At 70.6% G+C, this 8,369-nt stretch carries 10 protein-coding genes and 2 pseudogenes; 5 read left to right on the forward strand and 7 right to left on the reverse strand.

Annotated elements, in window-relative coordinates; translation table 11 throughout:
* Positions 1-344: 344 nt before the first annotated feature.
* From AB0F11_RS29080 to AB0F11_RS29090, 3 genes are all read left to right on the forward strand, one after another.
* Positions 345-551, forward strand: a complete 207-nt coding sequence (locus tag AB0F11_RS29080) for a hypothetical protein (protein ID WP_362179823.1) — start codon at positions 345-347, stop codon at positions 549-551.
* 151 nt (positions 552-702) lie between these two features.
* The gene (locus AB0F11_RS29085) at positions 703-981 is read left to right on the forward strand and encodes a DUF3631 domain-containing protein (RefSeq protein ID WP_362179826.1); all 279 of its coding nucleotides are present in this window, start codon (positions 703-705) and stop codon (positions 979-981) included.
* Positions 978-1,652 (forward strand): hypothetical protein, encoded by a 675-nt coding sequence (locus AB0F11_RS29090; RefSeq protein ID WP_362179829.1) that lies wholly within the window; start codon positions 978-980, stop codon positions 1,650-1,652. The genes AB0F11_RS29085 and AB0F11_RS29090 overlap by 4 nt, the downstream gene beginning before the upstream one ends.
* 211 nt (positions 1,653-1,863) lie before the next feature.
* Here AB0F11_RS29090 and AB0F11_RS29095 read toward each other — a convergent pair whose 3' ends face one another.
* A complete protein-coding gene (locus AB0F11_RS29095; RefSeq protein ID WP_362179831.1) occupies positions 1,864-2,181 on the reverse strand; it encodes a hypothetical protein in 318 nt (105 codons plus the stop codon).
* A gap of 367 nt (positions 2,182-2,548) precedes the next feature.
* Positions 2,549-3,058, reverse strand: coding sequence for a hypothetical protein (locus tag AB0F11_RS29100; RefSeq protein WP_362179834.1), 510 nt, complete (start codon positions 3,056-3,058; stop codon positions 2,549-2,551).
* Between the two features lie 824 nt (positions 3,059-3,882).
* Between AB0F11_RS29100 and AB0F11_RS29105 the strand changes: the two are divergent.
* Positions 3,883-4,175 (forward strand): annotated as a pseudogene (locus tag AB0F11_RS29105) (transposase); the annotation flags it as partial.
* A 122-nt stretch (positions 4,176-4,297) separates the two neighbouring features.
* Here AB0F11_RS29105 and AB0F11_RS29110 read toward each other — a convergent pair.
* The 5 genes and pseudogenes from AB0F11_RS29110 to AB0F11_RS29130 all read right to left on the reverse strand — a co-directional run.
* Positions 4,298-4,891 (reverse strand): polysaccharide deacetylase family protein, encoded by a 594-nt coding sequence (locus AB0F11_RS29110; RefSeq protein ID WP_362179836.1) that lies wholly within the window; start codon positions 4,889-4,891, stop codon positions 4,298-4,300.
* Between the two features lie 444 nt (positions 4,892-5,335).
* Positions 5,336-6,244 (reverse strand): hypothetical protein, encoded by a 909-nt coding sequence (locus AB0F11_RS29115; protein ID WP_362179839.1) that lies wholly within the window; start codon positions 6,242-6,244, stop codon positions 5,336-5,338.
* A gap of 304 nt (positions 6,245-6,548) precedes the next feature.
* Positions 6,549-7,070, reverse strand: coding sequence for a cytochrome P450 (locus tag AB0F11_RS29120; RefSeq protein WP_362179847.1), 522 nt, complete (start codon positions 7,068-7,070; stop codon positions 6,549-6,551).
* Positions 7,022-7,678 carry a hypothetical protein gene (locus tag AB0F11_RS29125; protein ID WP_362179841.1) on the reverse strand — a complete coding sequence of 219 codons (657 nt, stop codon included), beginning with the start codon at positions 7,676-7,678 and terminating at the stop codon, positions 7,022-7,024. Before AB0F11_RS29125 ends, AB0F11_RS29120 begins: the two co-directional genes overlap by 49 nt.
* A gap of 138 nt (positions 7,679-7,816) precedes the next feature.
* Positions 7,817-8,061: pseudogene (locus tag AB0F11_RS29130) on the reverse strand (transposase); the annotation flags it as partial.
* Between the two features lie 102 nt (positions 8,062-8,163).
* Here AB0F11_RS29130 and AB0F11_RS29135 point away from each other — a divergent pair.
* The coding region (locus tag AB0F11_RS29135; RefSeq protein ID WP_362179844.1) for a helix-turn-helix domain-containing protein at positions 8,164-8,369 on the forward strand (206 nt) is incomplete at its 3' end.

An 8,369-nucleotide genomic window follows, 5' to 3' on the forward strand; every position in this document is an offset into this window, starting at 1 on the left:
TTATCTGCGGATGATCTCAGGACGGCCGTGCGTGGGCCAAGGCCGTTTGTTCAGCGCAAGATCATCGCCCACCGCCCGGCCCCGCCCGGGTCCAGCCACCCCACCGACATCCACGTCGTCGCCGTACGCCCCCGCGCCGAGCACGACATCTACGACACCGTCCGGGCCCGCGTCGGCCGCCCCCGCCCCGCAGCCGGGCCCCGCGCGCACGCAGCTCGCTCCCTCTCTCCGCAAGTCCGCCCGCGCCCTGCCGTCCCGACGGCGCCTGCGGCCCCGGTGTTCCCGGTCCCCGGACTTCCCGTGCCTGCCCGCATCACTACGACTTCCCCGAAGGGTCCTTCGCGATGACCAACCTCACCGCCCAGTCCTCCTCCCTGCTCCAGGCTCTGATGGCGACCCTCCTCGAGCCCCGCCCGGCCCCGCACCCGCGCCACCAGGCCCTGCTGGATGCACGTGAACGTCAGCTGGAGGTGGAGGCGGAACTGAGCGCCTGGCCAGCCGCCCGCAGCCCACCACCGGGGCCGCCCAGGGCCAGGAACTCGACGACCTGAGCAACCTGCTCGTCGAGCACGCCAAGGCGGGCCAGCAGGTCTCGCACCTCCTGAGCGCCGACAGCTGCTTCCCGCCGTGCACCGACTCCAAGCAGCAGCCGACCGCCCTTGGCCGCCCCGCCGAGCACGCGGTCTCCGCCTTCGCCGCTCCGTGCCTCCTGGCCACCTGCCTGACGCCTTCGCCCGCTACGGCAGCCCGGACGCGCTGTCCTCTGCCGACCTCGTCGCGGAGCTGCGCACCCTGCCGGGCATAGCCGAGGGCTGCTGGACCTACGCCGACCTCACCCAGACCCGCCTGGCCGCCCTGCTGCGCCGGTACGAAGTGGCCAGCCGCGACATCTCCCACGGCGACGGCCGTCGCCGCAAGTCCTACCGCCGCTCGGCCCTGCTGGCCGCCATCCCGGCGGACTGCGACTGCCGGGCGTCGTGACCGCCCGCAAATCCCCGGCAACTGCCCTGGACGCCGCCATCGAGCACATCGTCGGCTACCTGACCGTCCTGCACCACGACCACCTGAGCGGGCTGCTCCCGCCCGAGCGAGCCGCACTCGCTGCCGTGCACGGGGACCTGGTGACCGCCGAGGACGCGGTCGCCTACCACCGCAACGCACTGAAGCGCCTGTCCTCCGGCAGCTACCCCGTCGACACCCCGCTCCTGGACCGCCTGCACCGGACCGTGCACGACCTGGCCCAGGCCACGGCCGCCCGCGACCGGCTACAGCAGGATGTCGCTGCGGCCTTGGAAGAGGCCAAGGCCGCCAGCCCGGCCCCCGCCCCCACCTACGAGGAACTGACGCCTAGCGACCTTGCCGCGCTCCTCTCGCTCGCTAGCGGCGGCACGATGCGCGAACACCTCCTCACCCACCGGGTCTGTGTCCGAACCGCTCAGGGCCGCGTCGTCGAAGTGCCGTCGTTCCAGCGCCTGGAAGCCCAGGGGCTCGTCACCTGGGATGCGTCCCGGGCCCTGACCGTCGGCCAATCGGTCACTTTGACCGACACCGGCCGGACCGCGCTGCTCGCCGCCCGCCGCTCACCCGCCATGGGTAACCCCGTGCCCGCCCGCCCTGCCGGAGCCTGGCCGACACCAGCCCGATGCCACTGACCGAAAAGGTGCGGGGGGTACATCCGCCCCCGCCTGCAGCAAGTACCCCCAGCACCAACAACTCGCCGACCGCGTACGACGACCTCGACGCCGCCCGCGCCGCGAACCGCCAGCTCATCGCCAGCCTCAACACCTCGAAGGGGAGTGGCTGAACCAGGCGCGAAGCGAGCGCAATGTCTCACGCTCGCCCCGCGCGGGCTGGCCGCCCCTACTACACCCAGGCGACTCGTTCCACCGTGTCGTTGTAGCCCGCCGGCTCCTCGAGCTTCTCGCCGGCCTTCAGGATGCGCTCACCCTTGCCGATCAGCTTCACGTCGCTGTCCGTGAGGTTCACCCATGATGAGACGTTCTTGGACATGCTGCCGCCGCCAGGAAGCGGCAACTGGCTGAGGTCCACGTTGAAGCCGGCTCCGATCCCGTACCCCGGGCCCTGGCAGTTGTAGTCCCGATACAGGCCCAGGGTCTTGGGCGGACACGACGCACCCTCAGGGAGGATCTGGACTACGCCAGGGGGCAGATTGGTGCTCATAGCTCGCTCCATTCTTCAGCTCCCGCCAGCATTTCCGGCGGGGCTCGTGCCACCAACGTTCCACACGAAGGCGGCGCGAACGGACCTAACACAGGGCTTGATCGTTCCTGCAATGGACATGACCGCCCACATGGCCGAGTACGTGCGCTTCAGCGCTGTTGGCGGGTCCTGCTCGCGTTAGATGGCGGTCTGCACAAGCAGTGGCTCGGTGAGGCCCAACAGCGCGTCGTGCAAGGCGGCCCTGGCCGCGTATTCGGGTGTGCGGCTTCCGCGCCTGCTGGGCCCGGCCGCCTGAGACGATCCGGACCAAGCAGGCCAGTTCAATGCTTCACCGTGTCTGCCCGACTGCGCGGACAGGCTGTCAGGTTCAGACAAACGGGATGAAGTGCCAGCGCTGGTAGTCGCCACCGCGGTCTGCCAGGACGGGCGCGGGGTTGTCGGTGCGGCTGTTGATGCTGAGAACACGGTCGGGATTCCCGTCAAGGAAGATGTACCCGCCTTCGGCCTTCCAAGTGGCGACCTTGTCGCGACCCGTACCCCACATCTCGAGGCGCTCGACACCGAAGCCGAGTTCACTGCCCTGGAGCGCGAAGCGTCCCAGTGTGGATACCTTCATGCGACTGACCAGGTAGTTCGCCGGCTTGCCCCAGGAGTCCTTGCTGGTGTCGAAGTACCAGCCCTGGAACTGGTTCCTGCCCGGCGGGTTGGGGCATTCCACCTGAGCCACAGGGGGCTTGGTGTGCGAGTACTCGATTTCCGAGCCGGACTTGGTCACGAAGCTGCCAGCGTTCCAGGTGCCGCCGGGGTTGGCGGCCAGACACAGCATGGCCTGCGTGTTGAGCAGGAAAAACTCCCCCTCGGGGAAGCCGTTGGCCATAGACGCACTGCACCCTTCATGCCTGAGGAGCCGATGATGGCTCCCTCTTCGTCAGCAGCATCGCTGTTCCACAAACGACATAAACCTAATTGGCGCGAAGGCGATGAAATGTTGGCTGAGGCATACGGAGTCGAGCGCGAGCAGCAGCAGCCGCTCCTCCAAACATTCGAATCCGTGCGGCCGACCCGTGGAGACCATGAACTCCAGTCCCGGACGATGCTCCTGCTTCGATCGCCAGGTGAAGCCTCAAACCGGACACGTTGCCAGCAACGGCACCGACGACAGGTCCCGCACTGGTTCCGCTCCACCGCCGCGTCCAAGACCGCAACCGGACGTCCGGTGATCCCTCGGCAGCCTTGCCCGCCATCCGGCACAACCCGCTGGGACAACACCCACAGCTCATCCGGCACCAGCCGCTCAACGATCCCCGCCGGGGACCCACAAGCTCGACCCGTGCCTGCCGGCGGCCTGCCCCTCGCCGAGCTCGGGATGCACTGGCCGCAGCAGCGAATCGGCCAGGAAGGCACCGCCGGCCCTACACAGGCGTCACTCCTTCTGCCCGCGAAACGACACGCACCTGCACCAAGCGGACGACACGTCCCCCCTGCCAGCCCAGCTCAGAACACCACAACGCGGTGAGCGTCGCTGTCGTCAGCCGATGCAGAATCCATGACGCCCGTCAGGCGTGGGGTATGTCAGATCACAGCGATGAATGAGATATCCCTGTCCTGGCACCCGCCTCGAAGGTCGACGGCCACAATCTGAGCGCCGCTAGCATCGGAGGACCGGACAACGGCATTCACGTCAGCCCAGGCGTTGCTGCGGTGGGGATTGTTGAGCGGCTGGTGCCGGATGAGTTGTGGGTGCTGTTCCAGCGGGTGGTGCCGGAGGCGCCGTCGCGGCCTCAGGGCGGTGGCCGGCGCCGGCATGGTGACCGGGAGGTGCTGGCAGCGATTGTGTTCGTGGCCGCCTCGGCTGTACTTGGCAGCAGCTGCCTGCGGCATCGTTCGGGCCGTCGGGGGCGACGGCCCACCGGCGGTTCACTGAGTGGACGAAGGCGCGGGTGTGGGTGAAGCTCCACCGCCTGGTCCTCGATGAGCTCGGCGCCCGCGGCGAGCCGGCGCCGTGGGAGCGGGACCGGCACCGCCGTTTACACAGCTCGGGACGAAACGGGCTCGCGCCGGAGGTAGTGGCAGTGGGGCAAGAGGCCCCGCGCCGCCCACCCCGCCGACGTCGTCGCTACGACGCCGCCGCGAGGAACTCGCGCAGGTCCACGACCGCGTACTCCTCCTCCAGGGCCGCGTCGATGATCCGCGGCAGGGCCTCGGCGTCGAGTACCACCCCGTCGCCCGTGCTGCTCCCGACATGCATCTGCAAGACGGCCCCGGGCTCCAGCGAGTCCACCGCCCTGCGCACCGCCTCGTCCACGGTCATGCCGCCGGCCGGCCCCAGGTAGCCGTTCGTGTCGTTGGTGAACTCGATCGCCGCGTAACCCAGGTCGTTGACGTCCGCAACCGAATCCTCGGTCGTCGAGCTGTACGGGAACCGGAAGAACGGCAGGGGCTCGGCCCCCGACGCCGCACGGATCGCCGCGTCCGCCCCGCGGACCTCCCGCGCCCGCTCCCGCGTACTCAGGTCGTCGAAGTAGGGGTGGCTGTAGGAGTGGTTGCCCAGCCTATGCCCCGCCTCGGCCATCGCGCGCACGGCCGCCGGACGGGCCTCGGCGTACATCCCCGTGGGGAAGAACGTGGCGGGTGCCTTCCGCCGGCGCAGCTCCGCCAGGACCGTGCCCAGGCCGCTCTCGTCCCACGCGGCGTTGAAGGTGAGCGCCACCACCCTGCGGGACGGGGCAGCCGGCGGGTCTCCTGCCCGAGCAGCCCCGACGGCGGCCGGGGACCCACGACGGGACCGGTCCCGCGCCCCCGGGCCGCCGGCGCGGCCAGAGCGTTCGGGCCGGGCACCAGCCCCGCGGCCAGCAGCGCCGCCAACGCGGCACGTCGTCCCACAGCCACCACGGTCGCTCCCTCGGACACCGCGCCACCCCGCGTGGCACTCCCACGAGTGTGCGAGAGCAGCGGGCGAGGGCCCCGCGGCCGTGCCGGGCAGCCGGGTGATCTCCACGCGCCGCACCGACGCGGCCCGGTGTGCCGGTGCGCTGACGTCTGCACCGGCGCGACGAGCGCAAGGCCGGGCACCGTGCGCCCACCCGGCCGCCGCGGGCCGGCGCCCCGTTCGCCGGACCCGTCGTCAGGGTGCCCGTCTCCGACCGGCGGTGGTTCACGGGCGCCAGTCGGCCTCCAGGTCATGGGAGTCGGTCTTGGTGAGCTGGGTCAGCGCGATGCCGTCGGCGCGTACCAGGTAGAGGTGTTCGGGGTCCGCGTCGTCGACGCCGCCTCTGGTGAAGACCAGGCTGTGGCCGTCCGGGGACCAGGACGGGTTCTTGTCGTTGGCGCGGGCCGCGGTGATGCGGTGGACGCCGGTGCCGTCGGGGCGGACGAGGTAGAGGTGGGCGAAGCCGGAGGAGTCCACCCGGCTGAAGGCGATCCGGTCGGCGCGCGACCAGTCGGGCGTCCAGTCGTGGGAGCCCGGCCCGGTGACCGCCGTCTGGGCCAGGGTGGACAGCCGGATCTTCATCACTCGGCTGTGTCCGCCCGCGTCCGCTCGGTTGAACGCCAGGTACTTGCCGTCCGGGGACCACGTCGGATGCAGGTCGTCGGCCGAGGTGTGGGTGAGCCGGGTGGCATGAGCGCCGTCGATGCGGGACACGTATATCTCGCGCTGGGTGCCGACCGGCTTGGCGTAGGCGATCCGCTTGCCGTCCGGGGACCACGCCGGGTCGGAGGCGCCCTTGGTGCCGGGCACGGCCTTCAAGTCCCCACCCGCGGTGTTCATCGTCCAGATGCCGTCGATGGCGCGACCGGATCCGTAGCGGACGAAGGCCACCCGCTTGCCGTCCGGGGACCAACTGGGCATGACCTCGCTGACGGCGGGGGTGTGCGTGAGCTTGAAGGTCGTGCCGCCGCTGGGGGAGATCGCGTAGAGGTCCTCCGTAGGGGCTGCTGCGGTGTAGCGGGCGAAGACGATCGGATGGTCCCCCGCGGCCCCTGCCGCCCCCGCGGCCCCTGCCGCCCCCGCCGCGCCGAGGGTCAGGGACGCGGCCATGGCCACCGCCGCGGCGGTCACCACCGCCCAGCCGCGCCGCGTGGCGCCGTTTGCTCCGGTCCGGCGGATTCCCCGCGCCCTCCCGGCGGTTCTCTCTTTCCCGGTGACGCAGTGTCGGCGCCGTGTCAAGATGTCCACCCCATCCCTCCCTGCGGTCCGCTGCAGGCCGCTGTGGCCCGTAACATCCCACCGCCAGGCCCCTGGGGGAAGCCACGGCACCCGCCCGTACGACCCCTGTGACATGTTCCGTACACCACAGTCACAAGCCCCATACCAGCCGACGGACGACCGGCATCGCCGCGCGCATCTCACCGCATACGACGAATCCTCAGCCGCCGGGGACGAACGTCACCGGCAGGCTCTCGGGACCGCGCAGCCCGCCGGGCCGCCAGGGAACCTCGTCCGGCGGTACGGCGAGGGCGAGCCCGGGCAGCCGGCGCAGGGCCGTACCGATGGCGATCTCCCCCTCCAGCCGGGCCAGCGGAGCACCCAGGCAGTAGTGGATCCCGTGACCGAACGCGAGATGGGCGCTGTCCCGCCGGGTGATGTCGAGGCGGTCGGGATCGGGGAACCGTGCCGGGTCCCGGTCCGCGAGTGCGGACCCGATCAGCACGGTCGCGCCGCGCGGGACGCGCACGCCCGCGATCTCGACGTCCTCGCGCGCGAACCGCGCGATGCCGGGGCTGACCGGGCCGTCGTAGCGGACGAACTCCTCGACCGCACCCGGTAGTAGTGCGGGATCCGAGCGCAGCAGGTCGAGCTGCCGGGGATGGGCGAGCAGCATCGCGATGCCGCCGCCGATCAGGTTGACCGTGGTGATGTAGCCGGCGGCCAGCAGCAGGAACACCATGGCCACCAGTTCGTCCTCCGACAGCTGCCCTTCCTCGTCGCGGGCGGTGATGAGGCCGGCTGAGCAGGTCGTCGGAGGGGTCCGTCCGCTTCTCGCGGATGAGCCCGGCCACGTACGCCCGCATGTGCCGCCACGCCTCGCTCACCACGGCCGGGTCGGGGGGGCTCCGCGCCCCGCCTGATCATGCGGTCGGTCCAGTACCGGAAGTCGTGACGATCGTCCACCGGCACCCCGAGCAGTTCACTGATGACCGTGACCGGCAGCGGCAGCGCGAAGTCCGCGACGAGGTCGGCGTGCCCGGCCGGGGCGAGCGCATCGAGCAGCCGGTCGGTGAGGGACTGGATCCGAGGCTGCATCCCGGCCACCCTGCGGGCGGTGAAGGCCTTGGAGACGAGCCGGCGCAGACGGGTGTGGTCGGGCGGGTCGCTGCGGAGCATCGTACTCAGCATCGATTCGCGCTCCACCTCGGGCAGCTGCCGCAGCAGCCGGGTGTCCGAGGCATCGCGCACGTCACTGCTGAGCCGGGCGTCGGACAGGGCCGCGAGCGCATCGTCGTAGCGGGTGACGAGGAAGGCCTCCAGACCGCCCGCCATAACGACGCGGCGCACGGGCCCCTCCTCGCGCAGCTGCCGGTACAGCGGGAACGGACCCGTGACGAAGGCGGGGTCGGCATAGGGCAGAAGGACGGCCGCTCACTCATGTCGCCTCCCGAAAACTCCGTCCGCACCGTGCAGAACGAGGGTCCTTACCCGCTGCCGGCTCCACTGGGCGAACCGCCGGTAGACCGTCTGCCAACACGGCCCGAACACGGGCGGCAACTGCCGCCAGGTGCAGCCCGAGGTTGCCACAAAGATGATCGCCGCCAGCGTCTCGCGGTCGCCTGCCCGCCGGCGGCCGCCGCCTTGCGGGCGTATCACCTCCGTCGGTGGCACCACCCGCCGGAACAGCTCCCACAACTCGTCGGCACCAGCCGTTCGACCAGATCCGTCATGAACCCTTCAACGACCGCGCGCACCAAAGGAAACGACGTCTACTTTTGATCTTTTCGTAAGTTCGGTGGGTGTGGTGGCCGTGTGGGTGGGAGGCTGTCGGGGTGGCTTATCAAGCTTCCTCTTCGGCTGCCGGCTCCTGCCTTCCTCCTTTGTCGCGGCCTCAGTTGGCGGAGGCGCGTCGTGTTCGGGCGGTCGAGTTGTTCGAGGACGGTGTCTCGAATGCGGAGATCGCGCGGGCGGTGGGGGTGTGTGCCGAGAGTGTGCGGCGTTGGCGGCGGGTGTGGGAGCAAGGCGGTGCTTCGGCCCT

Origin of the sequence: Streptomyces sp. NPDC032472 (assembly GCF_040636955.1) — a bacterium.
GTDB lineage: Bacteria > Actinomycetota > Actinomycetes > Streptomycetales > Streptomycetaceae > Streptomyces.

What these genes read in the sequence shown, in the direction of transcription:
- AB0F11_RS29080 (WP_362179823.1), top strand. Translation starts at nt 345, where the DNA reads ATGACCAACCTCACCGCCCAGTCCTCCTCCCTGCTCCAGGCTCTGATG.
- AB0F11_RS29100 (WP_362179834.1), bottom strand. Translation starts at nt 3,058, where the DNA reads ATGGCCAACGGCTTCCCCGAGGGGGAGTTTTTCCTGCTCAACACGCAG.
- AB0F11_RS29095 (WP_362179831.1), bottom strand. Translation starts at nt 2,181, where the DNA reads ATGAGCACCAATCTGCCCCCTGGCGTAGTCCAGATCCTCCCTGAGGGT.
- AB0F11_RS29120 (WP_362179847.1), bottom strand. Translation starts at nt 7,070, where the DNA reads ATGGTGTTCCTGCTGCTGGCCGCCGGCTACATCACCACGGTCAACCTG.